The organism is Microcoleus sp. B3-A4, assembly GCF_036705385.1.
Classification (GTDB): domain Bacteria; phylum Cyanobacteriota; class Cyanobacteriia; order Cyanobacteriales; family Microcoleaceae; genus Microcoleus.
Window position 1 is genome coordinate 13576 of sequence record NZ_JAUBUI010000071.1, and the last position, 17733, is coordinate 31308.

Annotated in this window: 10 protein-coding genes; 4 read left to right on the forward strand and 6 right to left on the reverse strand. The window is 45.1% G+C overall.

What is annotated here, in order from left to right:
• A partial coding sequence (locus QUB33_RS22505) for a two-partner secretion domain-containing protein (RefSeq protein WP_333354500.1) occupies positions 1–5216 on the reverse strand: 5216 nt, incomplete at its 3' end.
• Between the two features lie 899 nt (positions 5217–6115).
• Here QUB33_RS22505 and QUB33_RS22510 point away from each other — a divergent pair.
• The 3 genes from QUB33_RS22510 to atpC all read left to right on the forward strand — a co-directional run bounded on the left by QUB33_RS22510 (position 6116) and on the right by atpC (position 9109).
• The gene (locus QUB33_RS22510) at positions 6116–6922 is read left to right on the forward strand and encodes a PEP-CTERM sorting domain-containing protein (RefSeq protein WP_333354503.1); all 807 of its coding nucleotides are present in this window, start codon (positions 6116–6118) and stop codon (positions 6920–6922) included.
• A gap of 138 nt (positions 6923–7060) precedes the next feature.
• On the forward strand, positions 7061–8518 hold the full coding sequence (atpD, locus tag QUB33_RS22515; protein ID WP_333354506.1) for a F0F1 ATP synthase subunit beta: 1458 nt from the start codon (positions 7061–7063) through the stop codon (positions 8516–8518).
• Between the two features lie 183 nt (positions 8519–8701).
• On the forward strand, positions 8702–9109 hold the full coding sequence (gene atpC, locus QUB33_RS22520) for an ATP synthase F1 subunit epsilon (RefSeq protein WP_333354509.1): 408 nt from the start codon (positions 8702–8704) through the stop codon (positions 9107–9109).
• A 91-nt stretch (positions 9110–9200) separates the two neighbouring features.
• Here atpC and QUB33_RS22525 read toward each other — a convergent pair whose 3' ends face one another.
• Positions 9201–9500: a DUF7734 family protein gene (locus QUB33_RS22525; RefSeq protein WP_333354512.1), complete on the reverse strand. Its 300-nt coding sequence runs from the start codon at positions 9498–9500 to the stop codon at positions 9201–9203.
• A 998-nt stretch (positions 9501–10498) separates the two neighbouring features.
• Between QUB33_RS22525 and QUB33_RS22530 the strand changes: the two genes are divergently transcribed.
• On the forward strand, positions 10499–13894 hold the full coding sequence (locus tag QUB33_RS22530) for an ATP-binding protein (protein WP_333354514.1): 3396 nt from the start codon (positions 10499–10501) through the stop codon (positions 13892–13894).
• A gap of 48 nt (positions 13895–13942) precedes the next feature.
• On the opposite strand, the gene QUB33_RS22535 is transcribed toward QUB33_RS22530, so the two are convergent.
• From QUB33_RS22535 to QUB33_RS22550, 4 genes are all read right to left on the reverse strand, one after another.
• Entirely contained in the window at positions 13943–14215 is a 273-nt protein-coding gene (locus QUB33_RS22535) for a peptidoglycan-binding domain-containing protein (RefSeq protein ID WP_333354517.1), read from the reverse strand.
• Between the two features lie 221 nt (positions 14216–14436).
• Positions 14437–14718: a peptidoglycan-binding domain-containing protein gene (locus QUB33_RS22540; protein ID WP_333354520.1), complete on the reverse strand. Its 282-nt coding sequence runs from the start codon at positions 14716–14718 to the stop codon at positions 14437–14439.
• 514 nt (positions 14719–15232) lie between these two features.
• On the reverse strand, positions 15233–16687 hold the full coding sequence (locus tag QUB33_RS22545) for a hypothetical protein (protein WP_333354523.1): 1455 nt from the start codon (positions 16685–16687) through the stop codon (positions 15233–15235).
• Between the two features lie 269 nt (positions 16688–16956).
• A complete protein-coding gene (locus QUB33_RS22550; protein ID WP_333354526.1) occupies positions 16957–17577 on the reverse strand; it encodes a DUF3177 family protein in 621 nt (206 codons plus the stop codon).
• Between the last annotated feature and the right edge of the window lie 156 nt (positions 17578–17733).

Consider the following 17733-nt stretch of genomic DNA (forward strand, 5'->3'; position numbering starts at 1 on the left):
GTTAAACTTGTGAGAGGAGTTGTCTTACCAACTTCACCAGTGAATGTAATATTGCCACTACTCGCCTTCACCGTCAAATCACTGTTACCGTCAACAGTATTTTTGAAAGTAACGTCGCTACCTGCAAGACTCAATTTATTGGCAATCGTGACAGCATCGTTATAAGTTTGAGTGCCGGTGGTCGTGACTGGGCTTCTCACTTGAGTTGTGCCGCCAACATCTGTAGTCAAACTCGCAGCATTGACTGTTTTATTAAATGCAGTTGTACCTGTAGAGTTAACTTTTAAATTTCCGAGATCCTTTGAACTCCCAACTGCACCGCTGAATGTAATATCACCAGTACCTGCATTCACAGTCAAATCGCTGCCGCTGTTACTGGCGTCAACAGTATTATTGAAAGTAATACCTTTGCCTGAAAGAGTCGGATTATTGGCAATCGTGACAGCATCTCCGTAGGTTTGACTGCCGGTTGTTGTGATATTTGCCTGAACTTGAGTTGTACCTCCCGAGTTAACTTTAAGATTGCCGATCGCACTTTCGGCCCCAACGGCACCGACAAATGTCACATCACCAGCACCTCCATTCACAGTGAAATCGCTGCCGCTGTTACTGAGGTTAACAGTATTGTTGAAAGTAATACCGTTGCCTGTGAGAATCGGATCTTTGTTGGCAATCGTGACAGCACCTCCATAGGTTTGAGTGCCGGTTGTCTTGACATCGCCATTGAGTGTAGTTGTGCCGCCATCTGTAGTCAAACTTGCTGCGTTGACTGTTTTGTTGAATGCAGTTGTACCGGCAGAATTAACTTTAAGATTGCCGATCGCACTTTCCGCCCCAACTGCATCGCTGAATGTAATATTGCCACTACTGGCTTTCACAGCCAAATCGCCACTACCGTCAACTGTTTTGTTGAAAGTAACATCGCTACCTAAAAGAGTAGATTTGTTGGCAAGAGTGACAGCACCTCCATAGGTTTGAGGGCCGGTTGTCTTGACATCGCCATTGAGTGTAGTTGTGCCGCCATCTGTAGTCAAACTTGCTGCGTTGACTGTTTTGTTGAATGCAGTTGTACCGGCAGAATTAACTTTAAGATTGCCGATCGCACTTTCCGCCTCAACTGCACCGCTGAATGTAATATTGCCACTACTGGATTTCACCGTCAAATCGCCGCTACCGTCAACAGTATTTTTGAAAGTAACGTCGCTACCTGACAGAATCGGATTATTGGCAATCGTGACAGCATCTCCATAGGTTTGAGTGCCGGTAGTTGTCACCTTGTCATTAATTTGAGTTGTGCCGCCCGCAGCCTCTGCAGTCAAAGTCACTGCACTAACTGCTTTACTAAATACGGTTGTTCCTGTAGATTTAGTTTGCAAATCTACGATCGGGTTGTTGATAGTGCCGATCGTACTCTGGAATGTAATATCACCTGTACCCCCATCCACAGTCAAGCTGCTGCCGATGTTATTCAGGGGGTCAACAGTATTTTTGAAAGTAATGCCTTTGCCTGTGAGAATCGGATTATTGGCAATCGTGACAGCATCGTTATAAGTTTGAGCGCCCGTTGTCGTGACATTGGCGCCTAAAGATACCTTGCTGTTGGCAGTTAAACTTGTGAGAGGAGTTGTGTTACCAACTTTACCAGTGAATGTAATATTGCCACTACTGGCCTTCACAGTCAAATCGCCGCTACCGTCAACAGTATTTTTGAAAGTAATGCCTTTGCCTGCAAGAGTCGATTTATTGGCAATCGTGACAGCATCGTTATAAGTTTGAGCGCCCGTTGTCGTGACATTGCCCTTGAGTGTAGTTGTGCCGCCAACATCTGTAGTCAAACTCGCGGCGTTGACTGTTTGATTAAAAGTCGTTGTACCAGAACTATTGGCGGTCAGATTTCCTAATGGGGTAGTCTTGCCTGCGTCCCCTTTAAAATTAATATTTCCACTCCCTGTTTTTAAGCTGAGATTGCCACCGCCATCAACAGTTCCTTCAAAATTAATATCGCCTGCCTTTGGCCCAGTATTGAGATTGACATTAGTATTGGGAGCGACAGAGACATTGCCAGTAAAAGTAATATTCTGTTCGTTGGTCGTAATATTGGCATTATTTAAAAGGATAGCTATCCCTGAATTGCGATCGGTCCCGCTGCCGCCAACACCGGTGAGAGTGACATTCCCGGTGCCTGTGGATTCTACCAGCCCTGTTATCAAAAGGCCCGAGTTGTTGCTCCCGCTCCCGCTGCCTCCTGTTCCTGTGAGGGCGATATTTCCTTGCGATCGCACTAGGCCGGTATTGTTAAGACTTATCCCTGGATTGAGATCGATCCCGCTGCCGCCAACACCGGTGAGAGTGACATTCCCGGTGCCTGTGGATTCTACCAGCCCTGATATCGAAAGGCCCAAGTTGTTGCTCCCGCTCCCGTTGCCGCCTGTTCCTGTGAGGGCGATATTTCCTTGCGATCGCACTAGGCTGAGCTTGTTAAGACTTATCCCTGGATTGCCATCAGTCCCATTGCCGCCCACACCGCTTAGAGTTACATTCCCGGTGCCTAGGGATTCCACCCGCCCTTCGCTCAGCACAATGCCCCAGTTGTCGTTCCCGCTGCCGTTGCTTGTTCCAGTCAAGGTGATATCTCCATTCTGCGATTGAACTCTGCCCTCTGCAGACATAAATATCCCTTCATTAAAGTTCTTCCCATTGCCGCTAACACCGCTGAGAGTCACCTTCCCGGTGCCTGTGGATTCCACTAACCCCAAGAGCGCAATGCCCCCGTTGCTGTTCCCGCGCCCGTTGCCTTTTCCAGTCAGGGTGATATCCCCATTCTGCGATCGCACCGTAGCAGTACCTTGACGAATAACTATCCCTGTATTGTCGTCCGTGCCATTTACCGCCCCCGTCCCGGTGATGGTGACAGCCCCATTCGCCGTTGACTCCACTGTAGAGTCGATTACATTAACGCCTACGTTCTCGATTCCTGTCCCCGCACCTGTACCAGTCAGGCTGATATTTCCCCCAGCCGATAGCACTTTACTCGTGTTGTCAATAGATATCCCTGGATTATTAAATGTCCCGTTTCCGCCAGTACCGTTGAAAGTAATACTCCCTGTCCCTGCAGATCGCACTGTACTGCTGTCAATAGATATCCCTTGATTACCATCTATCCCGTTTCCGCCAGTACCGTTGAAAGTAATACTCCCTGTTCCGATCGATTCCACGGTGCTGGTGGTATTAATGTTAATCCCGTTGTTGCCGCTTTTAGTTCCGTTACCTGTGCCAGTCAGGGTGATATTTCCATTGGTTGAAGTCACCTTAGACGTGCCTGTAACAACAATACCTTCATTTCCGACTAATGTCCCATTCTGGCCACTTCCATTGAGAGTAATATTTCCACTTCCAGTAGTTTGTACTATGGCGTTATTTATAATAATACCGTTACTGGTTCCGAATGTCGAGTTTCCTCCGCTGCCGTTCAAGTTAATGTTCCCACCTCCGGCATTAAGTGTGCCACCAAGAACGATTCCATTTCCATTGGAACCATTCCCTCGACCAATACCCTGGAAACTCCCCCCGTTTGTATTAATCGTCGAATTGAGCGTCAGATTACCACCGTTGAGATTATCACTATCAGCATTCAGAGTAATATTGCCTCCCTGAGTTGTGATATTGGTAGTATTAATATTAATATTATTATTAGCCGTCAGAGTTAGTGAATTACTATTAGCCCAAGAGAGGGGAGCGCTGACTGTAATATCGCCTTGATTCGGAGAAGCCGACGCAGTAGAAATAGTCACATTTCCTAAGCCTAGCTGTGTTTGCAGCGTCCCATTATTAATTGTAGAAGTACCCGCCGAGGGCGTAAATGCTCCCCCTGCTAAAGTGCCGCCTGCATCCGCACCTGTACTAATAGTAATATCAGTAGGATCTAATAATAAGGTGCCAGCAATCCCAAAGGTCGAGCGCAAATCAACTAATCCTTGAAAATCCAGCGATTGCTTTCCAGACACTTCCGCAAAGCCGCCATTCCCCGAAAACAAGCCGCCTCTGGCCGTAATATTGCCATTAAAGCGAGTAGTTTCATCAGCCCAAACTATGACTCGCCCGCCATTCCCATTACTAACAGCATCAGCATTAACCGTCGAGTTGCTGCTAACAAAAGTCCGCGAAGCATTGGGCACAGTCCCCAAACCCTGATAATCTCCGCCAATCAGTACATTACCGCCGCCGTTAATCCCAGAAGCATCGATATTGCCTGCAATAACTCCTACTTGGTCGCCTAAAATATTTACAGTACCGCCAGTGTTGCCAGAGACATTGAGACTGCCGGATGCGATCGCAGTTCCCGCAGTTACAGGCACTGCAACATTCCCCGTCAACACAACTTCGCCATTGGGGTTTACCGTCAAACCTGTTGCCTGTGCCACACCTTGTCCAGTCAGCAACTCCGGCAAAGATAACACGGGCTGCGTCCAATTGTTTGGCAGCGAACTTTGATTTACTGTCGGCTGAATATCCAAGCTCAATAAATTTCCAGCTTGACTAATTCGCACCAAATTGTTACCCGGTACGGCGCTGATGAGAATATTGCCGCTAGGCGCATTTACCTGACCCGTATTGACAACCGTACCTCCGATCAAACTTAAACTTTGACCTGGTGTCACACTCAAATTGCCTGCATTGACAATGCTTCCCCCTGGCAAATTTGTAAACGCAAAACTGTTTGGCGTCCCGATGAAAGTTGCCCAATTGTTATTGCCGATCGTACTAAACCACTGATTGTTCCCAAAACCAATCCCTGTCGCCGTAGTAGCATTAAAAGAGCCGGGCACGTTGAGACTGGCATTTGGCCCGAAAATCATGCCGGCAGGATTCATCAAGAATAAATTAGAATTGCCGCCCGTAACTTGAATTAAGCCATTTATTAAAGAAGGATTACCCCCAGTAATCCTTCCCAAAATATTTTGAATATTGGGATTGGTCAGAAAGTTAGCCGTTTGAGCCTCGCTGAGGCCAAACTGAGTAAAACTGTGAAAAAGATTACCCCCATCTCCGCTGAAAGATCCCCCGGAAATGTCGTAGCGGTTGCCGTTGGGAGTAACAACTGTGTTAGTGCCGTCCGCTGCGGGGGCGATGGGTTGCGCGTTTGCCGAACCCGCCGCTGCACTCAGCCAGCTAACAATGAATAACCATCCGAGGAAATGTAGTTTGTTGGGTGTCATTGTGTTTAAAGATTGTGCTTAAAGTGCGATCGTATTTATTTCTACTATTTATACTCATAAAAATTTCTCATGTCAATAGGAGCCGCCTATTTTTGGTGGTCGAATAATTAGGACTGCAAAAGGAAATGTATGGTTTTAATTACTATGATTTACGTAAAAACAGTTTTTTTACTAGAAGTCAGGCGGGGGAAATGAAACTTGGTTTCTTTTTTTGACTTTCACTGCTTCCCTGACCCAATTACCTTAAAAAACCGGGTTTATGCGTCCGGGACTGTTGGTGAAAATATGGCGCGGAATGCGAGAGTTAGAGGTTTAAAAAACTCGGAATATTAGTCAAAAGTACGTAAGTACCGAGCGCCTATTATACAGCTTGCTTAGAGAGGCAAAAAACTCGCTCAACTTCATACTCGCGGTCGCCGCCGCTTCTTTCTGCATCGGGCGAGCAGCTTGCAGCACGCTTTCATGAACAACTGACTGAACAACCGACGTTCTCTCAAAAAATTTATATTTTATGGATGAACTTTACCAAAACTTCATAAAGCTCGATTAAAAATTTTATGTATTTTTGATGAAAGCCAATAGTGGCCAGTCTTGCACTCAACTTTAGACCGTTACCGAAACGAAGTAAATGTAGTAGGTTGGAAGTCTAGGCAGGATGAAAATCTTGCTCTGACAGATTAAACTGTGGCAGTCTGGTGTCAGTGAAAACTCTTAGAAGAAGCACTCTTTTACTCCAAAACACCCTTAAGTGAGGTCTGTCTGTAGATTCACTGGTGTGGAGTCTCTTCTTTAGATTTGACGATCGTCCTAAATATCGCACGCTCGCGATCGTCGATTCGCGTCACGGCAACATGGCATTTTGCGCCTTACTACGTAACAATACTGGAGGAATCAGGGTTATGACTACTTTAATGCTAGTCAAAAAAACATCTTTTACAGTCGCCAGCTTGGCAACCACAATGTTGCTCAGCATCTGCACGCCCGTCAGAGCTTTCATGTTTGGCACTACCGGCATCCAGTTCGATGAAGATACCAATATAAAGTTTACCTTCAACCAATCTTACAGCCGTTACCAGTCAAGCTTGTGGGTGGCCCAAGCTGAGTCAGCAAACAATGGCTACACTAACGTCGCCAGACTGTTTGAGGAGACTCAACCCTCAGATAACGGCTCTGCCAACAACTGGGAAGCAACCTTCGGCAACGCAGTCACCTCGGACAACGGCTCCATCACCCAAACCTTCACATTTTTGAAGGATCAAATTTATGCCCTGCTGCTGTGGAGCGACACGGGTAGCGACAAGCCTAGGGAATACGTCTCGTCGAGTACCTTCATGAACAGCACCCTATGGTGGACCCCCGAAACCCAGTTCCGAAGAGATGAATGTGGGGTGGAGGGATGTCAGCTTGCTGTGTTTGGTGACTTTATGCTCAACCCCAACTCCAGCGACTCATTTACAAACATCAACGGCGGTAAAGGCCCAGAGCAATTTTCATCCCTCACAATGGCCCAACTGGCTAATGGCACACAAATCTCCTTCGACGATTTCGACAATGCCCAACCAGGAACCGATCTTGACTTCGAAGACTTCACCGTGTCGGCTCAGTTAGTCCCCGAACCAGTCCCCGAACCAGTCACAGTGTTCGGGACTATGGTGGGGATCGGGGCTTTGGCTGCAGCTCGCAGGAAAAAAAAGCGAGGGCAGTAACCATAAAAATGACTATTAACCAGCCCCATACAAATCTAAATAGTGCGTCTGTTCAGTGGTACTCTGAGAAATAGCATTTCTAAATGTTAAGACTTTTTCCATAACGGGAAAAATAGCATCCTAACAAAGGCACTATTCATGGTATCCACCGCAGAAAAAACGAACGTAGGCTACATCACCCAAATCATCGGGCCAGTTGTAGACGTAAAATTCCCAGGCGGCAAACTGCCCCAAATCTATAACGCTCTCACAATTTCCGGCAAAAACGAAGCAGGTCAAGACGTTGCCGTTACCTGCGAAGTTCAACAACTGCTCGGAGACAGCCAAGTGCGTGCAGTTTCCATGAGTACCACCGACGGCTTGGTGCGTGGCATGGAAGTAGTAGATACCGGGGAAGCAATCCAAGTTCCCGTCGGAATCCCAACTCTCGGCCGCATTTTTAACGTCATCGGTCAACCCGTAGACAACCTCGGCCCGGTCAATACTTCCGAAAGTATGCCCATCCACCGCAACCCGCCGGCTTTCACCGAACTGGAAACCAAGCCTTCGGTGTTTGAAACTGGGATCAAGGTGATTGACCTGCTCGCCCCCTACCGTCGCGGCGGCAAAATCGGTTTGTTCGGCGGCGCAGGCGTCGGCAAAACCGTGATTATGATGGAACTCGTGAACAACATCGCCAAGGCACACGGCGGCGTGTCCGTGTTCGGTGGTGTGGGCGAGCGCACCCGCGAAGGCAATGACCTCTACAAAGAAATGATCGAGTCGGGGGTTATTGACGAAGAAGACCGCAGCAAGTCAAAAATTGCTCTGGTTTACGGTCAAATGAACGAGCCGCCTGGTGCTCGGATGCGCGTGGGCTTGTCGGCTTTGGCGATGGCCGAATACTTCCGCGATGTCAGCAAGCAAGACGTGCTGCTGTTCATTGACAATATCTTCCGGTTTGTGCAAGCGGGTTCTGAGGTATCGGCTCTGTTGGGTCGGATGCCTTCGGCTGTGGGATATCAGCCGACTCTCGGTACAGACATGGGCGACTTGCAAGAACGGATTACTTCGACTACCGAAGGTTCGATTACTTCAGTTCAAGCTGTGTACGTACCTGCGGATGACTTGACTGACCCCGCGCCGGCTACGACTTTTGCTCACTTGGACGCTACAACTGTGTTGTCTCGCGGTTTGGCTGCGAAGGGGATTTATCCGGCTGTTGACCCGCTGGATTCTACGTCTACGATGTTGCAAGTTAGCGTTGTCGGTGAAGAGCACTATGGCGTTGCTCGCCAAGTGCAGTCAACTCTGCAACGCTACAAGGAATTGCAAGACATTATTGCAATTTTGGGCTTGGATGAGCTGTCGGAAGATGACCGCTTGACCGTTTCTCGCGCTCGCAAAATTGAACGGTTCTTGTCTCAACCGTTCTTTGTGGCGGAAGTGTTCACCGGTTCCCCCGGCAAGTACGTCAAGCTGGCAGATACGATTAAGGGCTTCCAAATGATTTTGGCTGGCGAACTTGACGATTTACCGGAACAAGCTTTCTATTTGGTGGGCGATATCAACGAGGCGATCGCCAAAGCTGAAAAAATGAAAGCTGACGCCAAGTAATTTTAGTCATGAGTCAGTAGTCAGTAGTCATGAGTCATGAGTCAGTAGTTATTAGTTATTTGTTATTAGTTATTGGTTATTGGTAACAACTGACAACTGACAACTGACAACTGATAACTGACAACTGACAACTGACAACTGACAACTGACAACTGACAACTGACAACTGACAACCGACAATTTATGACATTAACTGTGCGCGTAGTGACCCCAGACAAAACTGTTTGGGATTCTAATGCTGAAGAAGTAATTCTGCCGAGCACCACAGGCCAACTGGGTATCTTGAGCGGTCACGCTCCAATGTTGACAGCTTTGGATACCGGAGTGATGCGCGTCCGTCCTGGCAAGGAATGGGTGTCTATTGCTCTGATGGGTGGCTTTGCAGAAATCCAAGAAAACAAAGTTACTATTCTTGTCAACGGCGCTGAAAAAGGCGAAACCATTGATAAAGAAGCTGCTCGTACTGCTTACACCGAAGCAGAAGCTCGTTTGGAAAAGGCTACTAGCGGCACTTTGCAAGAGCAAATTCAAGCTAAGCAAGCAATCAAACGCGCGAGAGCTCGTTTCCAAGCTGCCGGCGGCACGCTCTAGCGTTAAGGCTAAGGACATAGTGCTTTTGTAGTAGGGACACAACAATGTTGTGTCCCTACTGTTTTTCTCACGTTGTCTCCCTAATGTTTTGCTATACTCCCGCCTCGGACAATAGAGACTGCATTGTTTCCCAAGATAACCCCTGCTGAAGATAGCGGGGGTTATTTGGATTGTAGGGGCTCTCCACACGATCGACACTGACAATTTTTGCTTCTTCCGGCAAAACAGGAACCTCGGGATCGAAAGCGGTCGATCGCGTCAAAGAGCTAGAAAAGCCTTTAAAAATAGCAATTTCATCGAATTCGCCGTCAATTTGGGCCTTGACGATTAAAACTTCGTGCGATCTTTTTACCGTATATTGTTCCAAGCGACGAGCAATAGTGTCAGCCATAGCAAATCTCTCTTTCCTGAAATCTGCTATAATATAGCTTAATTTTGTGGCTAATTTCAGGGACAGCCCGCTAAAATTTAATTGTTAATTCGACCTTTTTTTACAACAGGAAGTAAGCGGACATACTATAAGTCCTGTAAAAAACATCTGGAAGATTTTCCTCCTGCAAAACCTAGTTATACGATATTTTATGAGCCACAGAAAGACTAGGTTTCAATTATCGTTGTCCTGTCAAAATTTTATTAAACGGCGCTTTGCTTGGGGATATACGCTGGTATTTATGCTGCTTTTTTGCTTGAGCTGAGCTCTGGCCACTTCCACTCAGAGCTAATAAATAACGGTTTACGGCGCGGGAATTTTAGTTAGTGACTCAATTTTAGAGCGTTTGGGCGATCGAGAAAAATATATGTGCCGATTTGTCCTTCGAGTCACAGTAAAATGCAAAAAATCTGCCGTGTCGGTGTTTAAATTTTATGATGCAGAAACAGAACAAAACCTTGAAATAAAACAGGAAACTTCTATTGATTTTAAAAGGGTTATGGATCTTTATTTATAGCAAAAGTTTACTAAATGGCAAAAAATATTCAAGAATTTTTGCGAAATAAATCCTCAAGATAAGTTAGCAGCAATTTACTGCCAGCGCTCTCTAAAGAATGGAATGTATGGAGTGCCTGAAGGATGGTCGGGGATAGAAGCTTTGGATGAAAAGTAGTACAAGTAACCTCTATTGTGAAAAGTAGTGATACAGATATATTGTATGTGAGCATCGGTAGGGAAAGGGCAATGCCTTGTCCGGCGCGGGGAGTAGGACACAGGAATGCCGTGTCCCTACATTTCACTTTGACTTTTAATAATTTGGTATAAGATTGAGGATTGTAGAAAGAATATCACGTCTTCCTTGCGTAAGTTGTGTTTAAGTACAAAATGGTTTATAATACTTACCAGCGGTAAGCCTTCGCTCCAAGTATTAACTGGGTTTTTCAACCTAAACTAATGTTATGTCCACTCTTTCTCTCAAGCACTTAGTGGCAAAACTTTCAAGAAAAGCAACGCTGCAAACCGTACTCATAGTTCCGTTTGTCTTGCAAGTATTTGCAGCGGTCGGTATTGTAGGATATTTATCATTTAGAAACTCTCAAAGAGCAGTGAATGACCTTGCGGATCAATTGATGGGCGAGGTGAGCAATCGCATCGAGCAAAATTTGAGAACTTATCTGCAAACTCCGCACCAAATTAATCAAAGCAAGCTGGATGCGGTGAAACTGGGTTTTGTGAACATGAAAGACTTGTCAGCTTGGGAAAAGTATCTGTGGCGGCAAGTGCAATTATATCCTTATATCAATTTTACATCGATCGCTAATCAAGATGGAGAATATCGCACCGGTGAAAAGATGTCGAACGGCACTTTATTGATTAACGCATCGGGCCCTTCTACAAATTTTGATTTTTATTCTTACAATACTAATGATACGGGCGATCGCACGACAGTAGCAGCCTCCGTTAAAAACTTCGACATCCGGCAGCACCCTTCCTACTCCTATGCGGCTCTAGCAATCAAACCAACTTGGAGTTCAGTTTATATATCCTTCCTAGAACCCACATTGATTCTCAGCGCGCTGCAACCAGTTTACAACAGCCAGAAACAGCTAGAAGGAGTATTAATTGCTGCTTTGCGTCTCGACAGTATCGGTCAATTTTTAAACAGCCTCCAAATAGGCAAATCCGGTCAAACTTTTATTATCGAAAGAAACGGCACGCTGCTGGCAACTTCCACAGCCGAAAAACCTTTCCGCACCCAAAACGGTAAAAAAGAACTCTTTAAAGTTACAGAAAGCAGCGATGCAGTAACGCAAACAACAGCTAAATATTTAGAAAGGAACTTTCAAAACTTGCACCAAATTACAAAAGTGCAGCAACTAAATTTTGAGATAAACGGGAAGCAGCAATTTTTAAAAGTTCTGCCCTTCCAAGACGGCAAAAGTTTAGATTGGCTGATTGTCGTCGTCGTTCCAGAAGCCGACTTTATGCAACAAATCCATGCCGGCAACCGAACTACAGTTTTGCTATGTTTGGCAGCTTTGGGCATGGCAACTGTGTTAGGAATTCTCACTTCTCGCTGGATTATCCAACCTCTTATAAAATTAAAAAATGCAGCAATAGCTTTGTCTGAAGGACAATTTGACCAAACTGTCAAGCTCGATCGCTCCGACGAGTTGGGCGTACTTGCCGCTGCTTTTAACAGCATGGCAGCACAACTGCAAGCATCTTTTACTGCCTTAGAAACTAAAAATACTGAATTGCAGCGACTCGACAAACTGAAAGACGAATTCTTAGCCAATACTTCCCACGAACTCCGCACTCCCCTCAACGGCATTATTGGGATTGCAGAATCTTTAATAGACGGTGCTACCGGACAACTGCCAGAATCAACAAATTTTAACTTAGCTTTGATTACATCCTCGGGAAAAAGATTGTCTTCTTTAATTAACGATCTTCTGGATTTTTCTCAGCTCAAACACAAAAAGATAGAATTGCAAATAAAGTCCGTCGGTATTCGAGAAATAGTCTCTGTAATTCTCACTTTGTCTCAGCCATTAGTAGGCAAAAAAAACTTGCAGTTAATTAACTCAGTCGCTCCTGAATTGCCGGCAATAGCAGCCGACGAGAATCGGTTGCAGCAAATACTTTACAACTTAATCGGCAATGCGATTAAATTTACCGAAAGCGGCCGAGTTGAAATTTCAGCAGAATTGGTAACGGGCAACGCACAATCACCACCTAATTCCCAATTAGCCATTACTGTATCCGACACGGGTATTGGCATCCCCGAAGATAAATTAGAGCGAATTTTTGAATCCTTTGAACAAGCTGACGGTTCCACTGCTAGAGAATATGGTGGCACTGGTTTAGGGTTAACGGTTGCCCAGCAATTAGTGGAATTACACGGAGGTAAAATTTGGGTATCTTCAACTGTAGGCGTCGGTTCCCAATTCATCTTTACTTTGCCCGTATCTGAGAGTCAGCCGGATTTTAGCAGCAGGCAGCCGCCTTTAAGCGAGGCATCTCCCATTTTTATAACTCCTGAATTAGCCCGCCAACCCTCTCTAATAAGTTCTCCTGTATCAGAGAATAGCGGCTTGCTAGAAAGTGAAAAAATAAAAGTTTTGGTAGTCGATGATGAACCAATTAATATTCAGGTGATCATTAACAGTCTTTCTATAGAAAACTACGAGATCACTCAAGCTAGCAACGGCTTAGAAGCTTTAAATCTGATTGCATCAGGATTTAAGCCGGACTTAATTTTACTCGATGTAATGATGCCGCAAATGACTGGTTATGAAGTCTGTCGAGAAGTTCGCAGAAAATACTCGCCTTTAGAAATGCCGATTCTGATGCTGACTGCCAAAAATCAAACTACTGACTTGGTAGAAGCTTTTAACTTAGAAGCAAATGATTATGTAACTAAACCTTTTATCAAAAAGGAATTGTTGGCGAGAATTAATACGCAAATTCGCCTTGCTAAACTGAATGCAGCCTACGGCAGGTTTGTGCCGCACGATTTTCTAAACTTGCTGGAAAAGCCGAGTATTATTGAAGTAAAATTAGGCGAAAATCAGGAAAGAGATATGACCGTACTGTTTGCTGATATTCGCTCTTTTACGGCGCTTTCCGAACAGATGACACCGCCTGAAAATTTTGCATTTATTAATACTTATTTGGGAAGGGTTAGCCCTGCCATCAGGAAAAATAACGGGTTTATTGACAAATACATTGGGGATGCAGTCATGGCACTGTTTCCTACATCTCCGGAGGATGGTGTGCGAGCAGCAATTGATATGCAGAAAGAAGTAAATATCTATAACCAGCAGCGAGAAAAAAATGGCTTGTTTCCGATCGCGATCGGCGTCGGTTTACACGCGGGCAATTTGATGTTGGGTACAATTGGCGAGCGAGAACGGATGGAAAGTACGGTGATTGCTGATGCGGTAAATCTCGCCTCTCGTTTGGAAGGACTGACTAAGGTTTACGGCTCGGGAATTCTAGTTAGCGGTGCAATTATCGATCGCCTAGACGATCCAGAAAAATATAAGTACAGATTTGTCGATCGAGTAATGGTGAAAGGAAAGACAAATGCTGTGTCGGTGTTTGAAATTTACGAGACAGAAACAGAGCAGAGCATTGTACTCAAGCAGCAAACTGCGGAGATTTTTCAAGAAGCTCTCAATTTTTACTACGAGCAAAAATTTGTTGCCGCCCAAAAAATATTTCAGAATATTTTACAAATCAATCCTGACGATCGGGTAGCAATGCTGTATTTCAAACGAGCTCGCAAGTATCGAATGTACGGAACCCCGGAGGGGTGGTGTGGGGTCGAAACTTCGACGGAGAAATAGGGCGCACACTGTACGCCCTACTCTCTTTAACAGATGGTTGCACAAACTTTAAAATATAGTGCTACAAACACCCAGTTTATTCCAAGTTTTAGGGCCGACAATGCCATCAGCAACGATTTGTTGTTGCTTTTGAAAATTGATGACTGCTTGTTGGGTTTTTGTGCCGAATCCTCCATCAGTAGTTACGGAAAATCCGCTGGCGTTCAAGAGTCGCTGAAGGTAGCGAACATCCTCATTTTGGGTAACGCCATCGTTGCGTTTGAGTAGGGGAAAATAACGACAGGAAGGTAATTCCATGTGAATTGCGTTTGTGGTTTGCATAGTTTGAGTCTCCATTGGTTGTTTGCAAGTTGTTTAAAAGCAGGGCAGCGCGGAAAAGATGTTAATTAATAGTCCTGAATGCACTTGTGACGGGCAGAAACCAGGTTTCGGCTTCGCTCAACCACCAGATTTTTTAGCGTTTCTGGGGGAGTAAAGGAAGTATTGCTGTGAAAAAACCCAGTTTCTTGCTACCCGTGCGCCTAGGATTAGTTAACTTGGATTTAACATCCGGGTTCACCTGTATCACAAGCGCCTAATAGACTCCATGTTTGAGGGCCGACAATGCCATCAACAGCAATCTTATTTTCCTTTTGAAATTTGATGACTGCTTGTTCGGTTTTTGGGCCGAAGAATCCATCAGTTGCGACGGGATATCCGTTTTTGACTAAGGATTGTTGGAGATAGCGCACGTTTTGATTGGCAGTGGTACTATTATTTCGTTTCAGTGTGGGCAGTGAAGAGCAAAGAGGCAATTGAGCGTAAATTGAATTTGTGGTTTGCATGGTTTGATTGGGGATTAGTGGTTTGCAAGTCGTTTGAACTTGCTATTCCCCAGTTGTAGCTGTGGGGGGAAGTGCTTTAACAGTCGCTTTTTATAGTGACGCTTATCTGGGGTAGCTCAGATGAGTGACAGCCAGCTATCAAATCCGTGTTGTACAAAGTAATTGTCAAAGGAAAACAGCAGCGAATTTGCTTTTTTTATCAACTTTTAGCATCTTTGCCCCCAGCCCCACACCGTAAGTAAGTCGGCGCAAAAAAACACCCCCATGTAAACAAGGGCAAAGTCTCTAAAGGCTCTCTACAGGGTGACTTAAACCTGTTTACACAGTGTTACATTATGTGGTTTAATCTCGTCTACCTACTTACCTGTACGGCTGTTGGTGTCGGGATGGATAGGCAGATTGACGTAGGTTGGTTAGTCAATCAATCGTGTCACGGTGCAATCGCTCTACTCTTGTATAAGCTGAGTAATGGTCTTTTCTATAGAGGAGGCAAAAATACTGTATTTAAAGCTAGTTAACCATGCGAGCGAAAAGGGCGATCGGAAAAATTCCTCTTGGGTTGGGACTTTAACTTAGAAGTGATATCGTAGTATCGGTAGATAGTAGATTTCCGGGTGTCAAACAACTTGAGAATTGAATCAATGACAATTTCTGTAACTATCGGGTTAAAGTCGGAAATAAAGTCGTCGGCGTCGAGATTTTGTAGAAAAAATGCCTTAGCTCGATCGCACTGATAGCGCATTTCGTCAAAGCCAACAATTTTGACCACAAACGTTGTCAACGGCGAGTTCTCCAAATCGGTTTGAGAAGTGCTTTTAGCCCGCCCATTTTCTAATAAATTTAATACTTCCGCTTCTACACCAATTTTAGGTTGATAAGGTTTTTCTATCTGTGGGAAAAAGCTTTCCAGGCGCACGCAGTTAGCAGCTTTATCGGGAATTCCTCCCATCATCATCGCCAGAGACACCTCAATCCCCAAATCCGAAGAAAGAGCTTCTAGCAGGGCTAGAGCAGGCAGTTTGCACCCCAAATAAAGCTTCGCAATTTCGAGATTGTACTTAGCATTAGTTTCCCAGTGCTGATAGGTGCGATCGTCTGGATATCCCTCAAACTGCCGAAAAATTATTTCTGGCTTGAGATAATTCAGAAAACCTTCCATCTTGACCAAAGCAACTCGGTAGTCGCGAACCGTGTAAAAACCGCAACAGATGAGATTGTGATTGGTTTCCGGCAGTAAATTCCACGTATTTGCCAAAAAATGCGCTGAACTATGGTGAGCAAAACTCATCACATCCCGGTTAGAAATTCGCACAGCTTTTTTGACCGTTTCCCGGATTTCCTCGTCAGTCAAACTGAGGTTAAATCGGCTATTTATTGCCTGCAAGCGCTCATAAAGGCGCTGGCTTACTGTTACTCCGGACTCGGCAGAGCGAAACGGAATCGTTGCTTCAATGCAGCCTGCAAGTTGAAGCAATTGCTCGCGTTTGAGAAATGGTTCTAGAGCTTTTGCTGCTACGACAGCGCTGAGAAATTCGTTTTGTCCGGCAAAAGGATTTAGGACTTCGCCCGGTACAAAATTGAATACCAGCATTACCATCTCGAAGATAGCATCCGCCGGCAGTTCAGCTCGATCCCGAATTTGTAGCTGTTGGTTAACCTCTTTTGCAACAGGAGTGATGTAGTAGCTGACGTTAAAGTTAATGCTGCGATCGACTTGCACGTAGACGGTATCGTGAAATAAAGCTGCCAAAACCTCGATCGCGTCTTCATCTCCCCCCACCTCAAAAATATGTTCGGGAGTGTGAAAAAACCGCCACGGCCCCATCATCGGCTGAACAATCAGTTCGGCAATGCGAGCGACTTCACTTGGTTCGACTTTTGCTTCCAGGCGATCGAGCGCCCAAATCAGCCTTTCTAAGCACTGTAAGTAGGCTTGTTTGCTATCCATCACAGTCTTTCCCAGTAACATTGCTGTCAGTCGATTTTAGATTTTAGATTTTAGATTTTAGATTTTATCCACAGATGAATCTGGAAGATTCAACCTTAGTCTAAAATTTTTATATCTCCACGACTGGAGTCGGGGGCTTGTATCGGTTTTTGAGCGAGTTCACATCACGCACCCTGCTGTTAGTTTAATTTTTTCCTAGAGCGGTTCCCCTTTTTGGAGTTAGGATTTTTGAGCTTTTTGTTCAAGACTTTAGCTGCTATTTAAAAGGCAAATACTTACTGAAAGTCCCCTTAATTTCCGGTAGCTGACCTCCCATTTTTTCCTAGTCTAATTAGCACAAAGTATGACAAGTAAATTACATAGATTCCTAAACCTATCAGACCCAAAAATCCCAAAAATTGAGGGGTTGCCGTAGGGTGAAACATTTGTTTGTAGAGCCAAGGTGGATCTAACCAAACGCGGCAAAAAGGTTCATCAATTATCTGAAGTTGAGATTTAAAGGCACAGCTTAAGAAGGGAAGTTGAGCTAGTGCGCCCAAACCGCTGTAAACAGTAATCGCCCACCGCCAAGCTGTAAAAGCCAGTTTCAGGGACGACTGCGGTCGATCGGCAATTTCTTCGTTTAAATCCTCCCAAAACCACAGACTAGCAGGAATTAAGGCCCTCGCAATCACCGACGATACAAAGCTCACAGGCAGCGCAGCCATCATCAGGTAAAGTGTAATTGCCAGCAAACTCGCCACCCGCCAATAAATAATCGACAAACGGACGATCGCGTCAGCTTTTGCCACAACAGCCCAAATCAGCACTACCAGCGGGATCGAAATTGTTAATAACACAGACAACCGGTAATCCATCCAGACTAGCGGTTGAAACCAAGGCCCGGTGGCTGCCAATAAAAGACTCAACATCTTTGGGAAAATATACTCACTTATTTGTGACAAATTTTACTACAAAAATGCTAAAAAATCAGCAACCTAAACATGGTCTTAAGTAGGTCGGCGGGAAAAATCACCAGTATGTAACAAAACATTAAGTAGGGTGACGGGACTTAAATTTAATACGTT